General features: G+C 55.2%; 28 protein-coding genes and 1 riboswitch. Of the genes, 15 read left to right on the top strand and 13 right to left on the bottom strand.

The features are described 5' to 3' along the window. Positions 1 to 3: 3 nt before the first annotated feature. The gene (locus AAC621_RS06130; protein ID WP_340253199.1) at positions 4 to 1,350 is read right to left on the bottom strand and encodes an MFS transporter; all 1,347 of its coding nucleotides are present in this window, start codon (positions 1,348 to 1,350) and stop codon (positions 4 to 6) included. A gap of 183 nt (positions 1,351 to 1,533) precedes the next feature. Here AAC621_RS06130 and AAC621_RS06125 point away from each other — a divergent pair, with 183 nt between their 5' ends. From AAC621_RS06125 to AAC621_RS06070, 12 genes are all read left to right on the top strand, one after another. Next, positions 1,534 to 1,821, top strand: coding sequence for a YggT family protein (locus tag AAC621_RS06125; RefSeq protein WP_317657298.1), 288 nt, complete (start codon positions 1,534 to 1,536; stop codon positions 1,819 to 1,821). A 4-nt stretch (positions 1,822 to 1,825) separates the two neighbouring features. Further along, positions 1,826 to 3,079 (top strand): NAD(P)/FAD-dependent oxidoreductase, encoded by a 1,254-nt coding sequence (locus tag AAC621_RS06120; protein WP_340253196.1) that lies wholly within the window; start codon positions 1,826 to 1,828, stop codon positions 3,077 to 3,079. Positions 3,080 to 3,185: 106 nt separating this feature from the next. After that, positions 3,186 to 3,542 carry a UDP-galactopyranose mutase gene (locus tag AAC621_RS06115; RefSeq protein ID WP_340256371.1) on the top strand — a complete coding sequence of 119 codons (357 nt, stop codon included), beginning with the start codon at positions 3,186 to 3,188 and terminating at the stop codon, positions 3,540 to 3,542. Further along, positions 3,533 to 5,059, top strand: coding sequence for a 2,3-bisphosphoglycerate-independent phosphoglycerate mutase (gene gpmI / locus AAC621_RS06110; RefSeq protein ID WP_340253193.1), 1,527 nt, complete (start codon positions 3,533 to 3,535; stop codon positions 5,057 to 5,059). Before AAC621_RS06115 ends, gpmI begins: the two co-directional genes overlap by 10 nt. A 173-nt stretch (positions 5,060 to 5,232) precedes the next feature. After that, on the top strand, positions 5,233 to 5,529 hold the full coding sequence (locus AAC621_RS06105) for a murein hydrolase activator EnvC family protein (RefSeq protein WP_340253190.1): 297 nt from the start codon (positions 5,233 to 5,235) through the stop codon (positions 5,527 to 5,529). A 56-nt stretch (positions 5,530 to 5,585) separates the two neighbouring features. Next, positions 5,586 to 6,914, top strand: a complete 1,329-nt coding sequence (locus AAC621_RS06100; RefSeq protein WP_340253187.1) for a S41 family peptidase — start codon at positions 5,586 to 5,588, stop codon at positions 6,912 to 6,914. After that, on the top strand, positions 6,911 to 7,402 hold the full coding sequence (locus tag AAC621_RS06095) for an RNA pyrophosphohydrolase (protein ID WP_340253184.1): 492 nt from the start codon (positions 6,911 to 6,913) through the stop codon (positions 7,400 to 7,402). The genes AAC621_RS06100 and AAC621_RS06095 overlap by 4 nt, the downstream gene beginning before the upstream one ends. A gap of 19 nt (positions 7,403 to 7,421) precedes the next feature. Further along, positions 7,422 to 8,030 carry a glutathione S-transferase family protein gene (locus AAC621_RS06090; protein ID WP_340253181.1) on the top strand — a complete coding sequence of 203 codons (609 nt, stop codon included), beginning with the start codon at positions 7,422 to 7,424 and terminating at the stop codon, positions 8,028 to 8,030. Then, entirely contained in the window at positions 8,027 to 8,482 is a 456-nt protein-coding gene (locus tag AAC621_RS06085; RefSeq protein WP_340253179.1) for a GNAT family N-acetyltransferase, read from the top strand. Before AAC621_RS06090 ends, AAC621_RS06085 begins: the two co-directional genes overlap by 4 nt. A gap of 221 nt (positions 8,483 to 8,703) precedes the next feature. Continuing rightward, entirely contained in the window at positions 8,704 to 9,282 is a 579-nt protein-coding gene (gene petA, locus AAC621_RS06080) for a ubiquinol-cytochrome c reductase iron-sulfur subunit (protein ID WP_317656923.1), read from the top strand. Between the two features lie 15 nt (positions 9,283 to 9,297). After that, entirely contained in the window at positions 9,298 to 10,647 is a 1,350-nt protein-coding gene (petB, locus tag AAC621_RS06075; RefSeq protein ID WP_340253176.1) for a cytochrome b, read from the top strand. An 18-nt stretch (positions 10,648 to 10,665) separates the two neighbouring features. Beyond that, entirely contained in the window at positions 10,666 to 11,466 is an 801-nt protein-coding gene (locus AAC621_RS06070; RefSeq protein ID WP_340253174.1) for a cytochrome c1, read from the top strand. A gap of 69 nt (positions 11,467 to 11,535) precedes the next feature. Here AAC621_RS06070 and AAC621_RS06065 read toward each other — a convergent pair whose 3' ends face one another. Genes AAC621_RS06065 through thiB form a run of 3 tightly spaced genes read right to left on the bottom strand, consistent with a single transcriptional unit; the run spans position 11,536 to position 14,733 of the window. Continuing rightward, entirely contained in the window at positions 11,536 to 12,225 is a 690-nt protein-coding gene (locus tag AAC621_RS06065; protein ID WP_340253172.1) for a thiamine ABC transporter ATP-binding protein, read from the bottom strand. Beyond that, positions 12,218 to 13,771, bottom strand: coding sequence for a thiamine/thiamine pyrophosphate ABC transporter permease ThiP (locus AAC621_RS06060; protein WP_340253169.1), 1,554 nt, complete (start codon positions 13,769 to 13,771; stop codon positions 12,218 to 12,220). The genes AAC621_RS06065 and AAC621_RS06060 overlap by 8 nt, the downstream gene beginning before the upstream one ends. After that, complete coding sequence (gene thiB, locus AAC621_RS06055) at positions 13,747 to 14,733, bottom strand: thiamine ABC transporter substrate binding subunit (RefSeq protein ID WP_340253166.1); 987 nt, start codon at positions 14,731 to 14,733, stop codon at positions 13,747 to 13,749. Before thiB ends, AAC621_RS06060 begins: the two co-directional genes overlap by 25 nt. 55 nt (positions 14,734 to 14,788) lie before the next feature. Continuing rightward, positions 14,789 to 14,897, bottom strand: a riboswitch (TPP riboswitch). A gap of 96 nt (positions 14,898 to 14,993) precedes the next feature. Between thiB and aroC the strand changes: the two genes are divergently transcribed. After that, positions 14,994 to 16,094: a chorismate synthase gene (aroC, locus tag AAC621_RS06050; RefSeq protein WP_317656913.1), complete on the top strand. Its 1,101-nt coding sequence runs from the start codon at positions 14,994 to 14,996 to the stop codon at positions 16,092 to 16,094. 126 nt (positions 16,095 to 16,220) lie between these two features. Beyond that, positions 16,221 to 16,898 carry a hypothetical protein gene (locus tag AAC621_RS06045; protein ID WP_340253163.1) on the top strand — a complete coding sequence of 226 codons (678 nt, stop codon included), beginning with the start codon at positions 16,221 to 16,223 and terminating at the stop codon, positions 16,896 to 16,898. Here AAC621_RS06045 and AAC621_RS06040 read toward each other — a convergent pair. The 5 genes from AAC621_RS06040 to AAC621_RS06020 all read right to left on the bottom strand — a co-directional run bounded on the left by AAC621_RS06040 (position 16,895) and on the right by AAC621_RS06020 (position 21,422). Beyond that, the gene (locus AAC621_RS06040; RefSeq protein WP_340253160.1) at positions 16,895 to 17,779 is read right to left on the bottom strand and encodes a DMT family transporter; all 885 of its coding nucleotides are present in this window, start codon (positions 17,777 to 17,779) and stop codon (positions 16,895 to 16,897) included. The two genes, AAC621_RS06045 and AAC621_RS06040, sit on opposite strands and share 4 nt — an antisense overlap. A 106-nt stretch (positions 17,780 to 17,885) precedes the next feature. Next, the gene (locus tag AAC621_RS06035) at positions 17,886 to 18,176 is read right to left on the bottom strand and encodes an HU family DNA-binding protein (RefSeq protein WP_340244157.1); all 291 of its coding nucleotides are present in this window, start codon (positions 18,174 to 18,176) and stop codon (positions 17,886 to 17,888) included. 129 nt (positions 18,177 to 18,305) lie between these two features. Beyond that, the gene (locus AAC621_RS06030; RefSeq protein WP_340253157.1) at positions 18,306 to 19,790 is read right to left on the bottom strand and encodes an AMP nucleosidase; all 1,485 of its coding nucleotides are present in this window, start codon (positions 19,788 to 19,790) and stop codon (positions 18,306 to 18,308) included. Between the two features lie 23 nt (positions 19,791 to 19,813). Further along, positions 19,814 to 20,521, bottom strand: coding sequence for a sulfotransferase-like domain-containing protein (locus tag AAC621_RS06025; protein WP_340253154.1), 708 nt, complete (start codon positions 20,519 to 20,521; stop codon positions 19,814 to 19,816). A gap of 1 nt (position 20,522) precedes the next feature. Beyond that, positions 20,523 to 21,422, bottom strand: a complete 900-nt coding sequence (locus AAC621_RS06020; RefSeq protein ID WP_340253151.1) for a D-amino acid aminotransferase — start codon at positions 21,420 to 21,422, stop codon at positions 20,523 to 20,525. 126 nt (positions 21,423 to 21,548) lie between these two features. Between AAC621_RS06020 and AAC621_RS06015 the strand changes: the two genes are divergently transcribed. Then, a complete protein-coding gene (locus AAC621_RS06015) occupies positions 21,549 to 21,803 on the top strand; it encodes a hypothetical protein (protein ID WP_340253148.1) in 255 nt (84 codons plus the stop codon). A 3-nt stretch (positions 21,804 to 21,806) separates the two neighbouring features. On the opposite strand, the gene AAC621_RS06010 is transcribed toward AAC621_RS06015, so the two are convergent. The 4 genes from AAC621_RS06010 to AAC621_RS05995 all read right to left on the bottom strand — a co-directional run bounded on the left by AAC621_RS06010 (position 21,807) and on the right by AAC621_RS05995 (position 23,672). Continuing rightward, the gene (locus AAC621_RS06010) at positions 21,807 to 22,139 is read right to left on the bottom strand and encodes a hypothetical protein (RefSeq protein WP_340253143.1); all 333 of its coding nucleotides are present in this window, start codon (positions 22,137 to 22,139) and stop codon (positions 21,807 to 21,809) included. Between the two features lie 28 nt (positions 22,140 to 22,167). Beyond that, positions 22,168 to 22,638, bottom strand: a complete 471-nt coding sequence (rlmH, locus tag AAC621_RS06005) for a 23S rRNA (pseudouridine(1915)-N(3))-methyltransferase RlmH (protein WP_340253138.1) — start codon at positions 22,636 to 22,638, stop codon at positions 22,168 to 22,170. 6 nt (positions 22,639 to 22,644) lie between these two features. Beyond that, entirely contained in the window at positions 22,645 to 23,040 is a 396-nt protein-coding gene (gene rsfS / locus AAC621_RS06000) for a ribosome silencing factor (protein ID WP_340253135.1), read from the bottom strand. Between the two features lie 191 nt (positions 23,041 to 23,231). Then, positions 23,232 to 23,672: a hypothetical protein gene (locus tag AAC621_RS05995; RefSeq protein ID WP_340253130.1), complete on the bottom strand. Its 441-nt coding sequence runs from the start codon at positions 23,670 to 23,672 to the stop codon at positions 23,232 to 23,234. Positions 23,673 to 23,687 lie beyond the last annotated feature (15 nt).

The raw sequence follows: 23,687 nt of genomic DNA, 5'->3' as shown, positions 1-23,687 counted from the left end.
CCCCTATTCATGCTGCCGCGGATCGGCATTCACCCCGCGCAACAACCATAACCCCAGTAAGAATAGCATAATCAGCGGTGTTACGCCCCAATTTTGACTGTTGGTGAGGGAGGTCATCACCGCAATGAGAAATGGGGCGAGGAAAGCTGTGGCCTTTCCTGCGAGGGCATAAAGGCCAAAATGCTCGGTTATTGCGGCAGGATCCGCTTGGCGCAGCATCATATGGCGGGATGCGCTTTGCACGATACCACCTGCCGCGCCAATGCCGATGCCGATCAGGTAGAACATCAGGCTTGGCAGGTTTGAGCTTTCGGCAAGCGCAAGACCAAATAGGCTATCGCGCCCGATAAAGGGGATGAGAAGAGATAGACCGGTTAGGCAGAGAACTGACCACCAAATGATCTGGTATGGCCCGAAACGATCATCCCATTTGCCGCCTATCCATGCCGCAACGGCCCCCGAGATGATGGCAAGAATCCCGAAAATTCCGATATCTGTGATCGACCAACCCAAGACACCCGCCGCATAAATGCCGCCAAAGGCATAAAGACCGTTCAACGCATCGCGGTAGAACATAGATGAGAGCAGATAGCGCAGCAGGCTTGGATGATGGCGCAAGGATTTCAGCGAGCGTGCAAGCTCGGGCAGTGCTTGGCGCATGGTTTGACCAAGACTTGGGCCAGAGTGCGGCTTGGGCTTGTGCGGTTCTCGCACCCAAAGAAAGAAGGGGATCATAAAGATCACATACCAAAGCGCGGTAAAGGGCCCCACGGCGCGTGTCCCTTCGCGCGCGGCGGCGTCCAGACCAAAAGCGGGTGATAGGCCAAAAAGCGTGCGCCCCGTTTCGGCGTTTTCGGAGAAAAATCCGAGCATCAGGATCATCGCCACCAATCCGCCCAGATACCCAAGGGCCCACCCTGTCCCAGAGATGCGCCCCATTTGCGCGCGTGGGGCAAGGTCAGGCATAAGCGCATTGGTGAAAATCGTGGCGCATTCCATCCCAAAAAGGCCGAGGGCAAAGAGGATCAAAACCACCCAGATTTGCATTCCATCGGGTGCAGCGAACCAACAGCCCCATGCGCCGATGACGTAAAAGGCGGAAAACACCCAAATGAATGGCAATTTGCGCCCAGTTTGATCTGCGATTTTGCCTAATATGGGCGCAGCGATGGCAATCAATAGGCCTGCCGCCCCGATGCTATAGCCCCAAAGGCTTTGGGCGCGGGCGCCATCGCCTAAGACTTGCGCGATATAGGGCGCGAAAATGAAGGTCAGAAGCAGCGTGTTATAGGGCTGACTTGCCCAGTCAAACGCCCACCATCCATAGATGCGTTTCTTACTTTCGGTCATCCTGCCCGCCATGGCCGTTCTATTATCGTTACTGTGGAGGGCTTTCTCGATTTGGCAAAGGGAATCCGAAAGAATGGTATAAAAGCAGCTTAAAAATCGGCAAAAATGCCCGATCCCTTGCGCTTAGGTTGGACAGGGCTTAGATCATTCGAACTGGGATTTCCGATGGAAGGGGCCTTTGCCGTGACTTCGCTCTTCATGATCTTGATGCTGCTGCTCAATGTGGCGACCTATATCATCATCGCCCATATTATCATGAGCTGGCTGATCAATTTCGGTGTGCTGAACATTAGGCAGCCTTTGGTCTATCAAATTTGGCAAGGTCTTTCGAACCTCCTTGAGCCGATTTATGGCCCCATTCGCCGTGTTTTACCCCAAATGGGTGGGCTAGATTTAGCACCGCTGATTGTGATCTTGGGGATCTACGCGCTTGAGATCATCCTGCGCAACAATGCCATGATGTTCATGTAGGCCTATGTCCACGCCCCGGTCCCATTTTGACGCCGTTATTGTTGGCGCGGGTGTGGTGGGCGTGGCCAGCGCGCTTTGGGCGCAGATGCGTGGGCAATCGGTGGCCTTGATTGATCCTGCTGCTGTTGGATCAGGGGCGAGTTCGGGCAATGCCTGCACTTTAGCCACCTATGCCTGCCTGCCCGTCAACGACCCGTCCGTCTTTGCAAATCTGCCCTATTATCTGTTTTCAAATGACAGCCCGCTTGCTTTGTCTTGGGGTCATGCGCTGCGCCATCCGATCTGGATGATGAAATTCTTGGCCAATTGTCGCCCTACGAAATCCCGCCAGATTGCGCAGGAATTGGCGGCGTTGTTGGCCCATGCCGATGCGGGGTTGAACCCCCTGATTGAGGCCGCCACGGCAGAGGATTTGATTATTGCAAATGGGCAATTGACAGTCTGGCGCAGCGCGACTGCCGCCGATGCAGATCGGGCGGGCCTCAAGTTTCGCCGCGACCAAGGCATTCCCTTTGAGGAATTAAGCGGGGCCGAAGCTCATGCGATGGAACCTGCCTTGGCCTTTCAACCCGCGCGTGGGGTCTATTATCCGCTCGCGCGCCATATCCGCGATCCGCTGCTTTTGACGCAAAGATTGCATCAGAAATTTACAGAATTGGGCGGGCAGACGATCGCCAAAGCGGTGACCGAACTCAGCGATGAAGGCGCGCAAGTGCGGGTGCATCTTGGGCAGGATGATGTCACCGCGGTGCGGGTTGTTCTGGCCGCAGGGGCCTATTCGGCGCAGATCAAAGGCGGCGGTGCGGAGCATCTGCCCCTGCAAACCGAACGGGGCTATCACCTGATATATAAAGATCTTGGCCATTATGCCACGCGCCCCGTGGGTTGGGTTGAGGGTGGGTTCTATACCGCCCCTATGGCGCAAGGTCTGCGTTTGGCGGGAACTGTTGAGATTGCGGCCCTGAACGCACCACAAAACCCGCGCCGTTTGGATTATATCGCGCGCAAAGGGGCCGAGTTATGGGGCGATTTGCCCGCGCCTGATGCCACATGGATGGGATGCAGGCCTACCTTGCCTGATGCCTTGCCTGTTATTGGGCCAAGCCCAAGCTCCTCAAAGATTATCCACGCCTTTGGCCACCAGCATTTGGGCCTCACTATGGCGGGTGTGACGGGACGGATTGTGGCTGATCTCCTTGAGGGGCGGCAGCCCAATTTGGCGATTGGCGGATTATCGGCGGCACGCTCTTTTCTTTGATTCATGGCCCATTAACCCCTGACCCTCATTCTGCCCTTGGCAATATGGAGGTGCAGAATGCCCATTTTGGTGGTTGGTGCAGGGTTCTCAGGGGCCACGCTTGCGCGTGAATGTGCGGAGGCGGGGCAGCGTTATCACCCGTGAATACCCGTTCGAGGCGGGGCCGAATGATACCCCATATTACCCTGTGAGCCTTGCGCGCGAGAAGGCGCAGCTTGGGCGGTATATCGCGGCGGCCTTGGGTCAACATGGCGTCAGTTTTGCGGGTCGCCTTGGCACTTATCGCCATTTAGACATGGATGTTGCCATCCGCGAGGCGCGCAGTTTAGCGCGCTCGGCAGTGGCCGCATTGCGCATGGGGCAGCGCCCCCCCGTCTTTGCGCCTGAGGTTGAAACTTGCCTCTCTGCCCAACCCATCCTAGAAACAGGGCAGGTTGGCAGAAAGGCACCGCAATGCGCGTGAATACCCAGAAAAAACCCGTGATTTTGTGCATTTTGGATGGGTGGGGCATCGGCACAGAGGCCGAAGGCAACGCGCCGTTGCAGGCCAAGACTCCAAACTTTGATCGGCTGATGTCCACCTGCCCCAATGCGACCTTGGTGACCTTCGGCCCGGATGTTGGTTTGCCAACGGGGCAAATGGGAAATTCCGAGGTGGGCCATACCAATATCGGTGCAGGGCGCGTGGTGGCTATGGATTTAGGTCAAATTGATCTGGCGATTGAGGATGGCTCCTTCGTTCGCAACCAAGCGTTGCAAGAGTTCATCGCGACTGTGAAAGCCGCGAAGGGACGCGCTCACATTGCGGGGCTTGCCTCCCCAGGTGGTGTGCATGCCCATCAGGCGCATATTTTGGCTGCTGTTCAGGCCTGTGCAGATGCAGGGCTAGAGGTGGTGATCCATGCGATTACCGATGGGCGGGACGTTGCCCCGAAATCTGCAAAAGACCAGATCGCGGGCCTTGAGGCGGGATTGCCCGACCGCGCGCGCATTGTAACTGTCACGGGGCGCTATTTTGCGATGGATCGCGACAATCGGTGGGAACGGGTCGAGACCGCCTATCGCGCAATGGTCGAAGGCAAAGGCGCAAAAGCCCCGTCCGCGCAGGCGGCGATTGATCAAGGCTATGGGGCTGAGAAAACCGATGAATTCCTGCCCGCAACAGTGATTGGTGACTATTCTGGCATGGCGGCAGGCGATGGTCTGTTCTTTGTGAATTTCCGCGCAGACCGCGCGCGAGAAATATTGGCCGCAATTTGCGCGCCTGAGTTCACAGGATTTGCGCGTGGCCCTCGCCCTGATCTCTCGGCGCGATTGGGGATGGTGAATTATTCGACCGACCATGATCGCTATATGCAGGTGGTTTTTCCTAAGCAGGAATTGAAAAACACGCTCGGCGAATGGGTTGCGGCCCATGGTTTGCGTCAATTTCGGATTGCTGAAACAGAGAAATATCCTCATGTGACCTTCTTTCTCAATGGTGGCCAAGAAAGTGCAGCTGAGGGGGAGGATCGGTTTATGCCGCTCTCGCCAAAAGTGGCGACCTATGATCTGCAACCCGAGATGAGCGCCGCCGAGGTGACCCAAAATTTGGTTGCGGCGATTAATGCGGAGTATGACCTGATCGTGGTGAATTACGCCAATCCTGACATGGTGGGGCATACGGGGGATTTGGGCGCCGCAATTGCTGCTTGCGAGGCGGTGGATCAGGGTCTTGGCGCGGCCTTGGCGGCCCTTGAGGCTAAAGGCGGCGCGGTGATCGTGACGGCGGATCATGGCAATTGCGAAACAATGATCGACCCTGTGACACGTGGCCCTCATACGGCACATACCGTCAATCTCGTGCCTGTTGTGGTGTATGGCGCGCCCGAAGGCGCAAGCCTTGCAGATGGTCGACTGGCGGATTTGGCGCCAACTGTTCTTTCCCTAATGGGCCTGCCGCAACCGCCTGAAATGACGGGGCAGTCGCTGTTGCGATGAAAGCGCGCTTTAGCCTTCTCTTGTCGGTGTTTTTGATTTGCGCGCCTGTGGCGCTGCACGCGGCGCAGTGCCTTTGCCCGTTTTTGGGGTTTTGCTCGGTGGGTTCGAGGCCCAAGATGCAGCGGGCATAAGCCGCCCTGGTTTGTTATTGGCCACGGCCCCCTGCGGCGCTTGTGACATCCCCGTGGTTTGGAACAGTGCGCTATGCGGGGCCTTTGTTGGACTATGGTAATGTGGTGATCCTTGAACCTGAGGGGAATATTTTGATGATTCTCGCGGGGCTTGGTGATCTTTATGTGACCGCGGGCACGGTGATTGCACAGGGCGCGCCCTTGGGAATGATGCCAAGCGCCGCAGGCGCGCGCGCAGATTTGATCACTGAGACACCAGATCAGACTGGCGCTGCGCTTCCAGAAACTATTTATATTGAATTGAGACAGGATGGCAGTGCGATTGATCCGCAGCCATAATTTGATTGGGAATAAGTGCGCCGCGCCAGATACGCGGTTGGAAAGGACGGATAAAGATGAAGAAACTGGTTATTGCGGGCTTAGGGGGCGCGGTTGCTGGGGTCATCTTGGCATCCCAATTTGCCGCCCCGCTCTTGGCGCAAGAGCAGGAACAGCAGCGCAGCGTTTACGAGCAGCTTGATTTGTTTGGAGATGTATTTGAGCGGATCCGCTCGAATTACGTTGAGGAGGTCGATGAATCCGCGCTGATCGAAGCGGCGATCAACGGAATGCTGATCTCGCTTGATCCGCATTCAAGCTATCTGCCGCCGCGTGATTTCGACTCGATGCAAGTGCAGACCCGTGGCGAGTTTGGTGGTCTGGGCATTGAAGTCACCCAAGAAGACGGGTTTGTGCGCGTCATCACGCCAATGGATGACACCCCTGCAATGGAAGCGGGCGTTGAGGCGGGTGATTTCATTACCCATGTGGATGGCGAGGCACTGCTTGGCCTGACATTGGAAGAAGCTGTTGATCTGATGCGTGGGCCTGTTGGTTCGGAGATAGTCATCACTGTCGTGCGAGAGGGGGTTGATGAACCCTTTGACATCTCCATCATCCGCGACCGCATCCGTCTTACCGCTGTGCGCACGCGCCTAGAGGGGAACACCGCGATTTTGCGCGTCTCGACCTTCAATGATCAAACCTACCCCAACTTGGAGGAGGGTCTGTCTGATGTCATCGCAGAGCTTGGCGGGATCGAAAATCTGAACGGTGTCGTGCTTGATTTGCGCAACAATCCTGGGGGTCTATTGACCCAAGCAATTCGTGTGTCCGATGCCTTTTTGGAACAGGGCGAAATCGTTTCCACCCGTGGTCGCAATGGCGCGGATGGGGATCGCTACAATGCAACGGCAGGCGATTTGATTGACGGATTGCCGATGGTGGTTTTGGTCAATGGCGGCTCTGCCTCAGCCTCCGAGATCGTGGCGGGTGCGTTGCAAGATCATCGCCGCGCTGTGGTCGTAGGCACAAATACATTTGGCAAAGGGTCGGTGCAATCTGTGATGCCCGTGCAGGGCGAGGGAGCCATTCGACTGACCACTGCGCTGTACTACACCCCTTCAGGCCGCTCGATTCAGGCATTAGGCGTGGCCCCTGATATTCTGGTAGAACAGCGCGACCCTGTTGAGGAGACGCTAACCGAAGATCGGTTCACCCGTTCCGAAGCCGATTTGCGCGGTGCCTTGCGCAACACCACCCTGACCGAAGATGAGCAGCGTCTTCGCGATGAGGAGCAAGCCATTGCCGAGGAAACCGCACGCCTGCGCAATCAGGATTATCAACTTGCCTATGCGATTGATATTCTGACGGGGCTAAACGCCTTGGGGCCAAACGCCCGATGAGCGCGGCGCTGTCGCCTTCTGATATCGCTGCGCTGCCCTATCGGCCCTGTGTTGGCATTGTGATGGTCAATGCCGCGGGCGGTGTTTTCGCGGGCACGCGCGCGGACATGGACAAACCTGCATGGCAAATGCCGCAGGGCGGTATTGATGCAGACGAAACCCCACGCCAAGCCGCTGCCCGCGAATTGCTTGAGGAAACTGGCATCTCAGAAGATCAAACGCGGTTTCTAAGGCAGACCGCTGATTGGTTGACCTACGATCTGCCGCCAGAAGTGATCCTCTATCGTTGGGGCGGCAAATTTCGTGGACAAAAGCAGCATTGGGTTATGGTTGAATTAACCGGCCCGGATGACGCGATTGACCTCAGCTATCAGGATGTTGAATTCTCCGATTGGCAATGGATGCGGGCGCAGGATCTTTTGGTGCAGATTGTGCCGTTCAAGCGCGACATTTATGCCGCCGTGTTTCAAGAATTTGGTTTAATCTAAGCCTAAAGGGACAAGACAAATGGCGCAATTTCAGGTTCTCGGCTCTGCTGCATCCCCCTTCGTGCGGAAGGTTCTTGTGATGGTTAAAGAGGCAGGTATGACAGATGTGGTGTTCGAAACTGTCAAAGCCTCACCCATGGGCGGGGATGCCCATCTCAATGCCGCCAATCCTTCAGGACGTATTCCTGTTCTTTTGCGCGAAGGGGATAGCCCGATTTTTGACAGCCGTGTGATCACCCGCTTTTTGGATCAGCATGCGCAAGCGGGGCTTTACCCCGAAAGCCGCCTTTGGGAGGTGCTGACCACCGAAGCGGCGGCAGATGGTATGATAGAGGCTGTGGTGGCCATGGTGTATGAAAAACGCTTCCGCCCCGAAACACATTGGTATGAGCCTTGGTATGAAGGCCAATGGGCCAAAGTAGAGCGCGCGCTTGATTATTTCGAAACCCAAGTGCCGAGTTTTGATCAGGTGCTTGATATGGGCCAAATCGCGGTTGGTGCGGGCTTGGGCTATCTTGATTTTCGCCAAGGCCAATTTGATTGGCGCGCGACACGCCCGAATTTGACCGCTTTTTTTGATCGTTTAAGCGCGCGTTCCTCTTTCAAAGACACATTCCCAGTTGGATGAGTGGTTCGCCCGAATTTAGCCTTGTGCAAACACAGGCTGATTTGGATCTGTGCTGCGAGATCCGCCGCGCTGTCTTTGTGGTCGAGCAATCTGTGCCGCTTTCAGAGGAATTTGATACGATTGACGCAAAAGCCACTCATGTTTTGGGTCGTCTGGCGGGGCGGGCTGTGGCGACAGGGCGGTTCTATCGCACAGGGCAGGCGTGGCGGATCGGACGCATCGCGGTTGTCGCAGATGCGCGGGGCGCGGGCCATGGTGCGGCACTTATGCGGTTCGTGATGGCGCATATACGCCACATCACCGCGGAACTAGATCCGCACCATATGGAATTGGACGCGCAATTGAGCGCGATTTCCTTTTATGAGCGCCTGGGATTCACCGCCACAGGCCCCGAATTTGATGATGGATCGGGTATTTTGCACCGAAAAATGTCCCTAAACTTCGGGAAATAGGCGGGCTTTGCGAAATTTTTTCGTGTGAAACCTTCATGTTTTTCGCGCAGAGGTTGAAAATTCATCACAAACCGCGACATTTCGGCCAAACTGCGCGCGTTTGTCCGCTAGACGCTTATCATTTCATTGCATAAACAGCCCGAGAAAAGCTGTGGGGGATTCCTGTGGCTTCGACTCAATTGACCCCGTTTGGTGGGTCGCTGACAAGGGAGACGCTTTCAGTGTCACACGCAGAAGACCAGTCCAGCACACGCCGCGACTTTCTGTACTATGCGACAGGCGGTGTAGGTGCTGTTGTAACCGGCGCCGCCGTCTGGCCGCTGGTCAATCAAATGAACCCTTCGGCAGACGTTCAAGCCGCATCCACGATGCGCGTTGATGTCTCGGGTGTGCAGGAAGGAACACAGTTGACCGTTCTGTTCCTCGGCAAGCCCGTTTTCATCCGCCGCCGCACGCAGGATGAGATTGAAGCGGCGCGCGCCGTTGACATGAATGACCTTGTCGATACCGATAGCCGCAACCCAAACATCGCGGCAGGATCGGATGCGCATGACGAGAACCGCAGCCTAACCACCCCTGAGGGTGAGAACACAGGCGAGTGGTTGGTTATGCAGGGCGTTTGCACCCATTTGGGCTGTGTGCCTTTGGGTGATGGCGCAGGCGAGTTCGGCGGTTGGTTCTGCCCTTGCCATGGTTCGCATTACGACACGGCCGGCCGTATCCGCAAAGGCCCCGCGCCGCAGAACCTGCACATTCCGAACGCGTCTTTCGTAGACGATACAACAATTTTGCTCGGTTAACGGAGGAAACGACCGATGTCTGGCATTCCCCACGACCATTACGAACCGAAGTCCAACGCCGAGAAGTGGTTGCATTCGCGCCTTCCCATCGTGGGCCTTCTTTATGACACATTGATGATCCCAACCCCCAAGAACCTGAATTGGATGTGGATTTGGGGCATCGTTCTTGTGTTCTGCTTGGTCATGCAGATTGTCACAGGGATCATCCTTGTGATGCATTACACTCCACATGTCGATCTCGCTTTTGCAAGCGTTGAACACATTATGCGCAACGTGAACGGGGGATGGGCGATCCGCTATATCCACCAAAACGGTGCGTCTTTGTTCTTTATCGCGGTTTATCTGCACATTTTCCGTGGTCTTTACTACGGCTCCTACAAGGCGCCACGCGAAGTCACATGGATTGTCGGTATGCTGATTTACCTGCTGATGATGGGAACAGCCTTTATGGGCTATGTTCTGCCTTGGGGTCAGATGTCCTTCTGGGGCGCGACAGTGATCACGGGCCTATTTGGCGCGATCCCCTTTGTGGGCGAAGCGATCCAGACATGGCTCTTGGGCGGGCCTGCGGTGGACAACGCCACGCTGAACCGCTTCTTGTCGCTGCATTACCTGTTGCCATTCGTGATCTTGGGTCTGGTGATCGTTCACGTTTGGGCCTTCCACACCACGGGTAACAACAACCCAACAGGTGTTGATGTGCGCCGCGCCTCTAAGAAAGAGGCCGAAGCCGATACGCTGCCATTCTGGCCCTATTTCGTGATCAAAGACCTGTTCGCCTTGGCGGTTGTTCTGGTGGCTTTCTTTGCCATCGTGGGCTTTATGCCGAACTATCTGGGTCACCCCGATAACTATATCGAGGCAAACCCAATGGTCACGCCTGCACACATCGTGCCTGAATGGTATTTCTTGCCCTTCTACGCCATCCTGCGCGCCTTTGACGGTGAAGTTTGGGTTGTGATTGCGGCGGACTTCCTGACTGGCGGGATTGTTGACGCGAAATTCTTCGGTGTTCTCGCCATGTTTGGTGCGATCATCGTGATGGCCTTGGTGCCATGGCTTGATACATCTTCGGTGCGCTCTGGCCGCTACCGCCCAATGTTTAAGCCTTGGTTCTGGGTTTTCGTGGTCAACTTCTTTGTGCTGATGTGGGCGGGTGCAATGCCTGCAGAAGGGATTTACCCCTACATCGCTTTGATCGGGTCGGCCTATTGGTTCGCCTATTTCCTCGTGATCCTGCCGCTTCTGGGGGTTCTGGAAAAGCCAACTATACCGCCTTCGACCATCGAAGAGGATTTCAACAGCCATTACGGCAACGCAAGCGTGGGCACTGGCCCCGCCTCTGCGAAAATTCCTGCTGAGTGAGAGAAAGGATAGTCTGACATGTTCAGGAAACTTGTGATCAGCACAATCGCTGCGCTGAGCCTCTCGACCGGAGCGGGATTTGCAGCAGGTGCATCGGGCCATGTCGAGAATTATGAATTCTCGTTCCAAGGACTATTCGGTCGCTATGACCAAGATCAGCTTCAGCGTGGGCTTCAGGTCTTCACGGAAGTATGCTCTGCCTGCCATGGTCTGCAATATGTGGCCTACCGTAACCTCGCCGATGAAAATGGCTTGGGATATACCCCCGAACAGGCTCGCGCCTATGCGGAACAGTTCGAGGTGTATGACCCATCGATTGATGATTGGCGCACTGCGACCCCGAATGACCACTTTCCCCAGTCGAGTTTTGAAGGTGCGCCTGATCTGAGCCTAATGGCCAAGGCACGCGCTGGTTTTCATGGACCATATGGCCTAGGTCTGAACCAGTTGTTTAACGGTATCGGCGGCCCGGAATATATTGCATCTCTTCTGACCCATTATACGGGCGAAGAGGTAGAGCAGTATGGGGCATACTTTTATGAGAACGAAACTTACCCTGGCGGCTTGATCGCCATGGCCCCTCCCTTGTGGGATGGTGCGGTTGAGTTTTCCGATGGCTCACCCAATGATATCGAAAGCATGGCTAAAGATGTGGCATCGTTCCTGACTTGGGCAGCAGAACCCCGCATGATGGAGCGTAAGCAGCTTGGCTTTACCGCTATCATCATGCTCGGCATTCTCGCTGTGATGCTTTATCTGACTAATAAGAAACTTTGGGCGCCGATCAAATCGCGCGCTAAAGCGGGCGCAGCGAAATAAGCAGCGCCCCTGAAGGGACGATAGAAACCTAAAAGCGCCTCTGATGTCAGAGGCGCTTTTTTCTTTTGGCTAAAGCCACGGCACCAAACCTGCAGGGGGTGCGGCGCGTAGGCCTGCGATTGGGTAATCTCCTGTAATCTGCCCTTCGGTCAAAAGCATCACGCGATTACACATCCGCTCGGCATCTGTAAAATCATGAGACGCTAGGATCAAGGTCAGGCCCAAATCGTGGCATAATGTGCTGATCAATTCTGCCATCTCCCGCCGCAAAGTGGGATCTAGGGCTGCAAACGGCTCGTCCATCAGCAATATTGGACGATTTTGCAAAAGTACCCGCGCAATGGCTGCACGAGATTGTTGTCCGCCTGACAGGCTTGCAGGGCGGCGCCCCTCAAACCCGCGCAAACCGACTTGCGTCAAAGCGGTGCTGATTTGCGCCTCCATCGCCGCGTTCAAGGCCAATCGCGGTGAGAGGGCCAGGCCTAGATTCTCCTGCAAAGTCAGATGGGGGAAGAGATTGCCGTCTTGAAACAGGATTGAAATTGGTCGTTTGGATGGATCGCACTGGGTGAGGTTTGCACCGCCAAACCAGATCTCTCCCACATTTGGACTGAGAAACCCTGCGATAAGGCTGATCAACGTTGATTTCCCCGCGCCTGATTGCCCCATCAAAGCCAAGCGTTCCCCCCGCTGCACGCGGAAGACGGCTTTCAATTCAAAGCCCGCTTTGCGATAGTTTAGGTTTGTGATCTCAAGCATGGTAACGGCCCCCACGGTCAAATATCCAAAACAAGCCAAGGCTTAGGATCAAGAGCAGCAATGCAGCCCCTTGGGCATCCGCCATACGATAGGCCCCCATCAGGCGCAGCATCTCTAGGGGCAAAGTGGCTTGATCAGGTGCCGCGAATAGGGCGATCACGCCCAAATCCCCCATTGATAATGCCGCACATAAACCCGCTGCAAAGCCCAATGGACGGACAAGGCGCGGCAGGATCGCGTGTCGAAATCTGTGCCAGCCGACAAGGCCCAGCGCCGTGGCAAGGCGGGCTTGGCTTGCTTCGGCCTCACGAAGGGCGGGCAGAACGGCACGCAGCACGAAGGGCAGCGCCATCAGGGCATTGACGCATATAGTGACGGGCAAGGCCCATGTTATGGGATTGGTAAGTGGGCGTAGAATCAAAAACCATCCTGTGCCGAGGGCCAAAGGTGAAATGACCAAGGCAAGCAGGCAAAGAGCCTCAAACATTGCGGCGCGGCGCAAGCGGAGCAAGGCAAAGGCGATTGGCAGCGCCATCGCAATCGACAGAGCGGTCGCAGATAACGCCATGATCAGCGAGCGCAGCGCCGCAATCCAAACGGCTGTGGGTAGTTCTGTAAGATTTGGCAGGCCAAGGATCACGATCCGCGCCAAGGGCAATGCGAGAAATACACCCGCAGCCACGATCACCAGAGTATCGACAAACGCGCGCCCCTCAGTGGGCAGGGCCAATGTGCGATCCAGCCCCGTGCCAAGTCCCGTGCCACGGGCTGACAGCCGCAGTACAAACGCGCCGAGGCCGAGGCACAGCAGGGCCTGCACGGCGGCCAAACTCGCGGCGCGCCCAAGGTCAAAATCAAATCGAAACGCTTGATAAATGGCCAATTCAATCGTGGTGGCGCGCGGGCCACCGCCCAAGATCAATGCGACTGCGAAACTTGAGCAACAGAGCAGAAAAATCACCACAAGGGCGCCCGGTGCAGTGCTACGCAAAATCGGCCATTCAATATGCCGAAAAAAAGCGCCGCCCTTAAGCCCCAAAGACTGTGCAAGGCGTATGCGTTCCTGTGGGATGGCTTGCCACTCTTGCAGGATTAAACGCGCGGCAAGGGGGAGGTTAAAAAACACATGCGCGAGAACAACGCCGTGCAGCCCGTAAATTTCAGGGAGGTCTAGGCCAATGACCTGTAAGGCGCGCGCAAGCCACCCGTTATGCCCATAGCTTGCAATCAGCCCGATCACGGCAACGATGACGGGAAGGATAAATGGGGCGCCCATCAGGCTGATGAAAATGCCCCTGCCAATAAACCTCCGCCGCGCAACAGCGCGGGCTAGTGGAATGGCAATTGCAAGGCTCAGGCTTGCGGAGAGGACTGCCTGAAGGAGCGTAAAGCGAATCGCGGCCCAGTTGGCCGCGCGTAGTTTAAACCCATCGTCCGCCGTGACGGCAATCGCCACAAGCGGGGCAAGGGTCACGGTCAGGACAAGTGCCAAAGCGCCCGTCCCGACCCAAACCAAGGCACTTAGCGGCTGAGTGCGGTTTGCCATCTGTCAATCGCTGCATCGCGAAGCGCCGCAGCCTCATCCCCTGAGAAGTGCAGCACTTTTTCAGGGGCAATCAAGGTTTCAAATCCATCGGGCAGTGCCGAAGCGGGTAAAGCCGCAGGATACATCCAGTTTGTCGTGGGGATTACGGATTGGAATTCGGGCGACAGCATGAAGGTCATAAACGCACGCGCTAAATCGGGTTGATCGCTTGCCGCAGTGATGCCTGCAATTTCAATTTGCATATAATGCCCTTCGTCAAAGGCAGCGGCAGATTTGCTTGGGTCTTCCTCAGCAATGAGGTGATAGGCGGGGGATGTTGTGTAGGAAAGCACCATATCGGCCTCACCCTCTAGGAACAGGCCGTAGGCCTCTGACCATCCTGGGGTAACCGTGACGATGTTATCCGCCAAATCCTGCCAAATCTGCGCAGCACCATCGCCATAAGCAGCCTCAATCCAATAAACGAGGCCCAAACCTGGGGTCGAACTGCGTGGGTCTTGGATCAAGATGCGCAGATCACTTGCGCCCAATTCCTCAAAACTTTGTGGGGGATTGGGCAGATCAGCATTATGGACAAAGGCGAAATAGCCCCAATCAAAGGGCAGAAATTCTGCATCATCCCAAGCGATTGGTAGGGTCAGCCCCTCAACGAAGATATCATGCGTGGCGAATAGGCCCGTATCGCGTGCGGCTGTCATCAGGTTTGTATCAAGGCCTAAGACCACATCCGCTTCGCTGCGGCTCCCCTCAAGCTTAAGCCGCGACAGCAGTGCTGCGCCATCGCCCGCACTGACGAATTGCAGATCACAGCCACAGCTTTCTTCGAAAGCAGCCTTAATCTGGGGCCCAGGCCCCCAATCAGCGACAAATGAATCATAGGTATAGACATGCAAAACAGAGTTTTCGGCCATTGCCGCCCCTGCAAAGATGCTCATACCCGCTGCTATGATGGTGTGTTTCATTTCCTCACTCCTCCATTGCGACGGGCGAAGTGAAGATGGAGCTTGGGCAAATTGCCCTCTGTTCCAAAGCCTTCCCTCCGCCGGTCCTAACCGGTTCAGGTTCAACGGGTTTACGCAGGATTGCGCATCTCAGGCCCAATAACGGGCCACCCCGAGACAAGGACTGATGTAAGCAGGTTTTCTGCGAAGGGCAAGGGTCTTGGCATTTTGCCTCAGGAAGGCTAACCCCTGTGAAGGCTAAAATTATGCAGGTCACGCCAATGTCGATGAACACATTCGGTCATCTTTTTCGGGTTACCACTTGGGGCGAAAGCCACGGGCCAGCCCTTGGCGCGACTGTTGACGGATGCCCCCCAGGTGTTGCGATAGATGCCGCAATGCTGCAGCATTGGCTTGATCGCCGCAAACCAGGTCAGAATAAATACACCACGCAACGCCGCGAACCTGACGAGGTGGAAATTCTTTCGGGCGTTTACGAGGGCCAGACGACAGGCACGCCGATACAGTTGATGATCCGCAACACGGATCAGCGGTCGAAAGATTATTCTGAAATTGCCGAAAAATTCCGTCCAGGCCATGCCGACATCACCTATTGGCAAAAATACGGTATCCGCGATCCGCGCGGGGGTGGGCGATCAAGCGCGCGAGAAACCGCTGCACGCGTGGCCGCAGGCGGGGTCGCACGCGCGGTTTTGGCCACGCTGCTGCCTGATCTGCAAATCACGGGCTTCATGGTGCAAATGGGACCACATCAGATTGACCGCACGCGGTTTGACTGGGATCAGATTGAGCAGAACCCATTTTGGACGCCTGACCCCAAGGCAGCGGCAGATTGGGCAAGCTATTTAGATGGTCTTCGCAAATCGGGCGACAGTGTCGGCGCGGTGATCGAGGTGGTCGCGCGCGGTTTGCCCGCAGGTCTTGGCGCGCCGATTTATGGCAAGCTTGATACGGATTTGGCTGCAGCGATGATGTCAATCAATGCCGTGAAAGGTGTTGAGATTGGCGAGGGCATGAACGCCGCTGCCTTGCGGGGTAGTGAAAACGCGGATGAAATCACGATGGGCGCAGATGGTCCGCAATACGCCTCTAATCACGCGGGCGGGATCTTGGGTGGAATTTCCACTGGCCAAGATGTGGTTGTGCGTTTTGCAGTGAAACCCACCTCCTCCATCCTGACACCGCGCCAAACAATCACGAAATCGGGCGAATCGGCTGAGATCATCACAAAAGGGCGGCATGATCCTTGTGTGGGTATTCGTGCCGTTCCTGTGGGTGAAGCGATGATGGCCTGTGTGGTTCTGGATCATTTGTTGCTGCATCGCGGGCAAATCGGCGCAAATCGTGGCAACATCGGCTGATCGTTTCTTAGATTAGTTTCAAATTCCGTAAAATTTTCTTGGCCTTGCCGCTTTTGAACCAAGTTTCCTTGCGATCTTGAGTGGGTAAACGAGTAAGAGGTTAACTATGCGACAGGCCAAGCGAACATGGGCACTTCCGAGATCCTTTCGGGTGGATGGAAGAACGATGATCATCGCGGTTATGGCGCTTGGCCTCCTCATTGGGATGGTTTGGCGGATCGGCCCGACCCCGATGTCTGGGCAAGCACCAATGACAGCACGGCGGGTTTGCGGGTGTTCTCGCAAGACGACCGACTGGTCTCTTTCGAAGATTTCGAGTTTAACGAAGGCGGCTTTAGTGGCCCGGCCCAATCAAATCAATCCGTGATAACGGGCGGTATTCTGGGTCCTGTTGCAGCGGGGTTGGTGATCCAAAAACCAATCCTTTTGCCACTTGGTTTTCGCAATGCTGTGCTTGAGTTAGACCTATGGCTTCTTGACGGATGGGACGGTGCAGCGGTTGAACTGAGCTTTGCCGATGCAGCCTTGCGCATTACAGGCGAGGCGCACGCCCCCGTGATCGAGATCGCGCGGCAGAGCCCAACAGGCACGCGGTTTCAATTGCTTGACGCGCATCCCAAACTCGATGGGTCAGTGCAATCGGGAGAAGAAACAACACGATTATCTTTACGCATTGCGGTCAGCAGCTATGACGCAGAGGGCGAAATCAGCCTATTTGGCAGCGATGGTACGGATAGCCCCTATCGCATCGCTATTGATAATCTGCGCGTCATTGTCAGCGATACGCCGCTTGACGGGGCCTAACTTCTTGGCGGCGTTGGGGTGACGCGGGCCAACTGCACCGCCAAAATCCCGCCTGCGATAATGGCAACCCCAATTATGTCGGCCAAAGATAATTGTTCCCCAAGGAGCGCCGCGGCAATCGCCACGCCGAAAAACGGATTCAAGAAATGAAACGTTGCGGCGCGGGTTGCCCCAATGCGAGCCACCAGCAAAAACCAAATCCATGTCGCCAAAAGACCTGGGGCTAAAGTTGTATAGGTGAAGGCCCAAAAGAGACGCTGCGACATGTCAAATTCTGGTGTTTCAAAGATTAAGGCAAAGGGCAGCAAGACAATCGAGCCAACTGCCATTTGCAAGCCAACGGTCATCATCACATTTCCGCCCGAGGCTGAAGCACTGCGCACGGCCAATGTTGCGATGGTCAGCGCCACGGCAGCTATGACGCAGAGTGCAAGGCCCATGACATCCGCCCCGCCTGTTAATCGCTGTGACATAATCAGCGCCACCCCAGTAAAGCCCGCAATTAGGCCGAAAATCCCTAGCTTTGGGAGGGTTTCGCGGAAAAACGCCCAATTCGCAGTCGCTACCAACAGCGGCATACTGGATGCGATAATGGCTGCAAGCCCCGCTTCGACCGTTTGCATGGCGATAAAATTCAGGCCCAGATAGATCGCGTTTTGGCAGGTGCCAAAAATCAAAATGCCGCGCCATTGCTTGGCTGAAAATTTCCAGTGTTGTCCGAGGGCCTTGGCAATGGCCACACCAATCAGACCCGCTAATCCAAAGCGCAGAACCAATGCGTAGAGGGGGGGCGCGGCCTCAACGATCATCCGCGCAGAGGTGAAAGCCGAAGACCATATGAGGGCGAAAATCAGCCCCATTCCAATTGCGCGAAAATCCATGTCATGCATCCTGCGGAAACCTGCTTGCGACACAGAAGCATGAAACCCGCCCAAGAAAAAGGGCCGCCCAAGAAGGCGGCCCTTAAAATTTCGAAACTGCTAAAACTTAGCCGTTTACGCTGTCCTTCAATGCCTTTGCGATTGTGACCTTCACAACTTTGTCAGCAGGCTTTTTGATCTGCTCACCCGTTGCTGGGTTGCGCACCATACGCTCGGGACGTGCGCGGCAGTATACTTTGCCAATCCCAGGAAGGGTTACTGCGCCACCGCCTGCGACTTCTTTGGTGACCACTGCGGTCACTGCATCCAAAGCGGCTGCTGCGGTTTTCTTGTCACTGCCCATTTCGTCGGCAAGCGCGGCAACAAGCTGCGTCTTTGTCATCGGTTTCTGTGCCATTTTTTATCTCCTTTACTCCCCGAACCCTTGGGCTCGCTGGTGCGAAATTACCCTAATATTGTGGAGGGACACAACAATTAGTAGACAAACTGGTGCAGAAAACATGCATCTTGACAGAAATTTATATATTTATAAGAAAGCCGTTTCCTCAAAAGACCGCAATTTTCGGCTATGAAGGCGTTCAAGCGGCATTTCGCGCAATTTTTCCATGGCGCGAATGCCGATCAACAAATGTCGCGTCACTTGGGTTTTATAGAATTCTGAGGCCGTTCCGGGCAGCTTTAATTCGCCATGCAGCGGCTTATCCGAGACACAAAGCAGCGTGCCATAAGGCACCCGAAAGCGAAATCCATTGGCGGCGATTGTTGCGCTTTCCATATCAAGTGCGATGGCGCGACTTTGGCTGAGGCGCTTTACGGGGCCAGATTGATCGCGCAATTCCCAATTGCGATTGTCGATTGTGGCGACCGTGCCTGTGCGCATGATCCGTTTCAATTCATAGCCAGACACTTGCGCAACATCTGCCACCGCATCCTCAAGGGCAATTTGAACTTCGGCCAATGCGGGGATGGGAACCCATGCGGGCAGGTCATCATCAAGAACATGATCTTCGCGCAGATAGGCATGTGCCAAGACATAATCGCCAAGCGCCTGCGTGTTGCGCAGACCTGCACAATGACCAACCATCAACCATGCATGGGGTCGCAAAACTGCAATATGGTCAGTGGCGGTTTTTGCGTTTGAAGGCCCAACCCCAATATTAACCAAACTAATACCTGCATTGTCTTTGCGGGTGAGGTGATAGCTTGGCATCTGGGGCATTTTTGCGGGATGTGTGAGCTCTGCCTCAGCCGTCATCAAAACTTGATTGCCCGGCCCAACGAGGGCGCTGTAGCCACTGTTTGGGTCGGCCAACATTGCCCGCGCATAGGCAATGAATTCGTCAACATAGAATTGGTAATTGGTGAACAGAACATGGTTCTGGAAATACACGGGATCAGTCGCTGTATAATGAGCGAGCCGTGCCAGAGAATAGTCGATCCGTTCGGCGGTAAAGGGTGCAAGCGGCCCCGATCCGTCTGGATGCTTAAAGCCAAAGGAATTGACGATCTCGTCATGGATGCCGCCCAGATTAGGCACATCAAACATATCGCGCAAGGGAAAGGTTAGCGCTGCCTCTTGCGGGACGTTGAGATTGGGATCCGTCAGCACTGCAAAATGTAGCGGAATTGGCGTAGAGGATACCCCAATCGCGACCTCAACATTATGGTTTTCAATCAGAAGGGCGATTTGCTGTGTCAGGTAATTGGCAAATAAATCGGGGCGCGTGACCGTTGTGGAATAGGTGCCCGGTTCTGCGACATGACCAAAAGAAAGGCGGGTGTCGATCTTGCCAAAACCTGTCGTGGTAATCCGTATCTCGGGATAAAAGGCGCGATAGCGGGTGTTCTCGCGCGGGGCGTTTAGGGCCTCGGAAAAGGCATCGTAAAGGAATTTTGTGGCCGCCTGATACAGCAGTTGCAATTCGGCGACTGCGTCTGCGGCCTTACTGAAATACTTGGGGTGAGGTGCAGCGGGGGATAGGATTTGTTCGTCTTTGGCTGATTTTCGCATCGCGCACTCCCCCTGATTTAACCTTAGCGTGTGTGTTTTAGACTGCGCATTTGTTCGTAATATTCAAGCGCCTCGGTCAGCAGCCCATGATATTCTTTGGGCAAATCAGGCAATGGCCCTTCGGGATCAGAAATCCCAGTTGAGCGATGCACAGCCCCATACCAATGCTTGGCCCAGATCCCATCTTGGGCCCGCGGCCCTGCAGGCCAAGATAACATTGCCGCGTCAAATGGAAGGTCGGCCGCTGCGCAGATCATCCGCAACATGGCCTCTGGGTTCGCGCGAATATCTGTGCTGTCGAAAATTGGGCCAGGGAGGCGTTGATAAAGCGCCCATTGTTGAGGATAGCCGATATCAAGCAAGCTCGGCATATCGCGTTTGGCGAGGTAGGAGGCAATGACGCGGGCGGGGTGACGGATCAAATGCATATTCACGCAGCCCTCAGCCCAAGTCAGGTCAAACCCATCTAACATATGGTGGGGCATATGTTTCATATACCAATGCTCTTTTCCGTCAGGCGGGCTACCTGCACAGCGCCGTGCCACGATCTTGGCATCGCTTTCATGCGCGGCAAGGATATCGGATCGCATCGGGTGGTCGAGCCCTGTCTCTGCCAAATAGGGGGCGTAGAATGGCTCGTCCCAAACCGCGCAATCGGCGCGCGCCCCAAAGGCATACATCATCGCAGTCGAAAGGTTGCGTGGCCCCGACCACATGGCAATTTTTGTCATTCTATTCTGTGCCTTGATCAATCATGTCTTTATAAAGCGAGCGGATGCGCGTGGTCAGTGGCCCCAAATCGCCTGTGCCGATGACGCGGCCGTCAATCTTGCCTACAGGGGTTTGCGCGCCGAATGTGCCCGTCAAAAATGCCTCATCTGCGCTATAGGTTTCCACCAAGGAAAAGTTTTTCTCAAAGACGGGGATGTCATTGTTGCGGCACAGGTCAATGACCTTCTGCCGTGTGATCCCATTCATGCAATAATCGCCTGTGCTTGTCCAAACCTCGCCCTTGCGAATGATGAAGAAATTGCACGCATTTGTGGTGTTCACAAAGCCATGGATGTCTAACATCAATGCCTCATCTGCTCCCGCCTTTTCCGCGGCGATGCAAGCGAGAATACAATTCAATTTGGAATGAGAGTTTAGCTTGGGGTCCTGCGTCATCGGCAAGCCGCGCAGATGTGGCACTGTGGCCAGACGAATGGGGCGCGGGATGGAGGGTTTGGAATGCTCCATGATGATAGCAACAGTCGGGCCAGAACGCGACAGGGCAGGATGTTGAAAGGGGCGCATCTTGACCCCACGCGTGACCATCAACCTGGCATGGGCATCGGTCTGCATCTCGTTGGCGCGGCGGGTGTGTTCGAGGGCCGCAATCACCGCGGCGCGGGTCATGCCGATATCAAGATCAATCGCTTTGGCAGCCTCAAACAGGCGATCCATATGATCGTCTAAAAAGGCCCATTTCCCATTATAGAGACGTAACCCCTCCCAAACGCCATCACCAAGCATAAAGCCGCTGTCATAGACGCTGACCATTGCCTCGGCGCGCGGTTTGAGCGCTCCGTTGATCCAGATCAGAATATGTTCATTGCGCGCGTCTTCTTCGCTTTGATGTGTGCGGACCATGATTTGCCTTGCCCTTGCCCTAGTCACCTTCGCGTGAGGAGACAGGATGCCGTCTTGATGTGCAATATCAATCACAGTTTAGTGCGGGCAGTTTCCACATTTTCCCAAAACAATGGGAGCCAGGCTATGACACGGACTGACAATAAATCACTGCGCAGTGGGTTTAAACTGGTCGCTTTGAGTGTCACCATTGGGCTGGCATTTGTGTTACAGATGCTTTCGCCTCAGGATCGCGGTGCGGTGATTGTGCAATCTCTGTTGAAGGGGCAAATGCCTGTCTTCGGGCACAGTGCGCCCTGTGATCTGGTGTGCAAAGGCCCGCAGATCTTGCCCGCAACAGGCGATCTGAACGCGAACGCGCCCCGTTTGCGGGATATCTGAGCGCTACGACAGCATGGCCTTATGCGCCTTGATGGTCTCATTCAGGTCTGCATAGTAGTTAAGCTTTCCCGCCTCTAGAATGAGCGCCGCATCGCAATAGTCGCGCAGTTCGGCCAGATCACGAGATGTGCTTTCCAGAAGTGCATCAAGCGCGCGCGATAAAGACGCGAGGCGATTATGCGTTGCAATCACCGCCACCAACCGACCCTTAGGCGGCATATCCCCGTCTGGCCTTGGGTGCTGGCCCGTGGGTGCAGGGCTGCCCAAATGCAACATGGGTGTCAGGCAGGTCATCGCCAATCTTGGCCTCTCGCGCAAAATCTCAATCGCGGCCAAGTTCGGATATTTTGATTAAAGAAAGGTTTCAGACGCGGTGATAAGGCGCGCCCGCAAGGATTGATGCGGAACGGTAAAGCTGTTCAGACAGCATCACCCGCACCAACATATGCGGCCAAACCATACGGCCGAAGGAAATACGCCGTGCGGCTTCGCCGCGCAGGTTTGGCTCAATACCATCTGCCCCGCCAATGATCAGAGCCAAATCGCTTGTTCCTTGATCACGCACTTGGCCAAGACCTGTGGCGAATTCTGGAGAGCTTAGGGTCTCGCCCCGCTCGTCTAGCGCCCAGATCAGCGCGGATTTTGGCAAAGCACGGCGCAGCAAGTCGCCTTCGGCTTTCATGCCCTGAGCCTTTTTATCTTCCACCTCAATGACATCGCCTAAGGTCAGGCCAAGTGCGCGGCCAGTGCGATCAAATCGCGTGAGGTAATCGGTAATCAGATCATGTTCGGGGCCTTGCCGCAGGCGGCCAACACAACAGATGGACACGCGCATGGCCGATTAGGCCTGCGCCGTGCCATTGGGCAGCCACATCTTTTCGATCTGGTAGAAATCCCGCACTTCCGGGCGGAAGACATGAACGATCACATCGCCCGTGTCGATTAAAACCCAATCACCTGCGTCTTTGCCCTCGGTTTTGGACAAAAGCCCGTAATCTTGCTTGAGGCGATCCACCAAATTGGTCGCTATAGCGGCCACTTGCCGTGTCGAACGCCCCGAAGCCACGACCATATAATCGGCCATCGAGGATTTCCCCGCCAGCTCGATCGTGATTACGTTTTCAGCTTTGTCATCGCTCAGAGAGTCAAGCACTTGGTCTAGCAAATCCTTGCTACCAATGCGGGGTGCATGCGTGTCGGCATGCGGCGCAATCTCTGCGGTGTCAGTTACCGCCATTCTCGGTCCAGTCAGGACGAAGGCCCTCCGTTTCATGGCGTCAGTCTAAGATGGGCAGCCATCTGGCGCTGACGAATAACCCAAGGATACCACTGCTTGGGGATGATCTCAATGCAAAGGATAATATGGGGTTTATACAAATGAAACGGGCCGCGATGTGCATCGCAGCCCGTAACCTCGTAGGGTGTGGTTTATTCAGCGGGCGCAAGTTCTGCGGCGCTGTTCTTCGCGAAATGTTTGCGCGCAAGGATCAGAACCAAGGCGATCATTGCGAATTGCAGGCCAAGGGCCAATGCGCTGAGCACCCAATAGGCTGCGCCAAATTTTGCGATCATGCCTGTGGCGACCAGACCTTTGTTGATCCAAAAATGACCCAAGACAGACATTGCAACGCCAGGGCAAACAAGGGCGTATGAGCCTGCAGAGGCTTCGGTGCCATTAATGAAGCGGCCGAGATAGCCCACGCTGGTCAAGGCCACGATGCCAAAGAGTGCGATCAGAACTTCAATCGACAGCATGCGTGTCAGGAAGGTAAATGTTTCACCCGCACCGCCATGGATGAAATGTCGCAGGGCAGAAAATTGGCTAAATTTGACTATATCTTGTGGAAAACTGTTTAAATTTATCCACATCGTGGGGTTCGTGAT

The organism is Roseobacter sp. HKCC-CH-9208 (assembly GCF_037805125.1).
Classification (GTDB): domain Bacteria; phylum Pseudomonadota; class Alphaproteobacteria; order Rhodobacterales; family Rhodobacteraceae; genus M30B80.
The sequence above is the reverse complement of the archived record's forward strand: the minus strand, read 5'-3'. Positions and strand labels throughout refer to the sequence as shown.

Excerpts from the sequence above, each read along its gene's own strand:
- AAC621_RS06130 (WP_340253199.1), bottom strand. The coding sequence starts at position 1,350 with ATGACCGAAAGTAAGAAACGCATCTATGGATGGTGGGCGTTTGACTGG.
- AAC621_RS06120 (WP_340253196.1), top strand. The coding sequence starts at position 1,826 with ATGTCCACGCCCCGGTCCCATTTTGACGCCGTTATTGTTGGCGCGGGT.
- gpmI (WP_340253193.1), top strand. The coding sequence starts at position 3,533 with ATGCGCGTGAATACCCAGAAAAAACCCGTGATTTTGTGCATTTTGGAT.
- AAC621_RS06100 (WP_340253187.1), top strand. The coding sequence starts at position 5,586 with ATGAAGAAACTGGTTATTGCGGGCTTAGGGGGCGCGGTTGCTGGGGTC.
- AAC621_RS06095 (WP_340253184.1), top strand. The coding sequence starts at position 6,911 with ATGAGCGCGGCGCTGTCGCCTTCTGATATCGCTGCGCTGCCCTATCGG.
- AAC621_RS06090 (WP_340253181.1), top strand. The coding sequence starts at position 7,422 with ATGGCGCAATTTCAGGTTCTCGGCTCTGCTGCATCCCCCTTCGTGCGG.
- AAC621_RS06085 (WP_340253179.1), top strand. The coding sequence starts at position 8,027 with ATGAGTGGTTCGCCCGAATTTAGCCTTGTGCAAACACAGGCTGATTTG.
- petB (WP_340253176.1), top strand. The coding sequence starts at position 9,298 with ATGTCTGGCATTCCCCACGACCATTACGAACCGAAGTCCAACGCCGAG.
- AAC621_RS06070 (WP_340253174.1), top strand. The coding sequence starts at position 10,666 with ATGTTCAGGAAACTTGTGATCAGCACAATCGCTGCGCTGAGCCTCTCG.
- AAC621_RS06065 (WP_340253172.1), bottom strand. The coding sequence starts at position 12,225 with ATGCTTGAGATCACAAACCTAAACTATCGCAAAGCGGGCTTTGAATTG.
- AAC621_RS06060 (WP_340253169.1), bottom strand. The coding sequence starts at position 13,771 with ATGGCAAACCGCACTCAGCCGCTAAGTGCCTTGGTTTGGGTCGGGACG.
- thiB (WP_340253166.1), bottom strand. The coding sequence starts at position 14,733 with ATGAAACACACCATCATAGCAGCGGGTATGAGCATCTTTGCAGGGGCG.
- aroC (WP_317656913.1), top strand. The coding sequence starts at position 14,994 with ATGTCGATGAACACATTCGGTCATCTTTTTCGGGTTACCACTTGGGGC.
- AAC621_RS06045 (WP_340253163.1), top strand. The coding sequence starts at position 16,221 with ATGGGCACTTCCGAGATCCTTTCGGGTGGATGGAAGAACGATGATCAT.
- AAC621_RS06040 (WP_340253160.1), bottom strand. The coding sequence starts at position 17,779 with ATGGATTTTCGCGCAATTGGAATGGGGCTGATTTTCGCCCTCATATGG.
- AAC621_RS06035 (WP_340244157.1), bottom strand. The coding sequence starts at position 18,176 with ATGGCACAGAAACCGATGACAAAGACGCAGCTTGTTGCCGCGCTTGCC.
- AAC621_RS06030 (WP_340253157.1), bottom strand. The coding sequence starts at position 19,790 with ATGCGAAAATCAGCCAAAGACGAACAAATCCTATCCCCCGCTGCACCT.
- AAC621_RS06025 (WP_340253154.1), bottom strand. The coding sequence starts at position 20,521 with ATGACAAAAATTGCCATGTGGTCGGGGCCACGCAACCTTTCGACTGCG.
- AAC621_RS06020 (WP_340253151.1), bottom strand. The coding sequence starts at position 21,422 with ATGGTCCGCACACATCAAAGCGAAGAAGACGCGCGCAATGAACATATT.
- AAC621_RS06015 (WP_340253148.1), top strand. The coding sequence starts at position 21,549 with ATGACACGGACTGACAATAAATCACTGCGCAGTGGGTTTAAACTGGTC.
- rlmH (WP_340253138.1), bottom strand. The coding sequence starts at position 22,638 with ATGCGCGTGTCCATCTGTTGTGTTGGCCGCCTGCGGCAAGGCCCCGAA.
- rsfS (WP_340253135.1), bottom strand. The coding sequence starts at position 23,040 with ATGGCGGTAACTGACACCGCAGAGATTGCGCCGCATGCCGACACGCAT.
- AAC621_RS05995 (WP_340253130.1), bottom strand. The coding sequence starts at position 23,672 with ATGTGGATAAATTTAAACAGTTTTCCACAAGATATAGTCAAATTTAGC.